The 334-nt window shown below is 71.6% G+C and carries 1 protein-coding gene; it reads left to right on the top strand.

The window, feature by feature from the left end; genetic code table 11:
* Positions 1–334: substrate-binding domain-containing protein (locus ACLZOT_RS50975; RefSeq protein ID WP_416976114.1), on the top strand; the 334-nt coding region annotated here is incomplete at both ends.

Here is a 334-nt window from a genome sequence, read left to right as displayed (position 1 = left end):
CGCGCACGAACCGCCGCTGCTCAACGGTGACTGGTCGGCCGACTCCGGGTACGCGGCGGGTCGGGCGCTGGCCTCGGACCGGTCCGTGACCGCGGTGTTCGCCGCGGGAGACGAGATGGCCATCGGCCTGATCCATGCCTTGCGGGAAGCCGGGCGGCGGGTTCCGGAGGACATCAGTGTCGTCGGGTTCGACGGCAACCCGGTCTTCGCCTACGTCTCGCCGCCTCTGACCACTGTCCGTCAGCCCTTCGCCGCGGCCGCGCGGGAAGGCATCCGTCTTCTTGTGCAGGCCATCGAGAAGCCGGACGCCGAGCTGCCGCAGGCGGCCGAACCG

The sequence above is a fragment of the Streptomyces sp. 4F14 genome (assembly GCF_048159485.1).
In the GTDB taxonomy this organism is placed as follows: domain Bacteria; phylum Actinomycetota; class Actinomycetes; order Streptomycetales; family Streptomycetaceae; genus Streptomyces.
The sequence above is the reverse complement of the archived record's forward strand: the minus strand, read 5'-3'. Positions and strand labels throughout refer to the sequence as shown.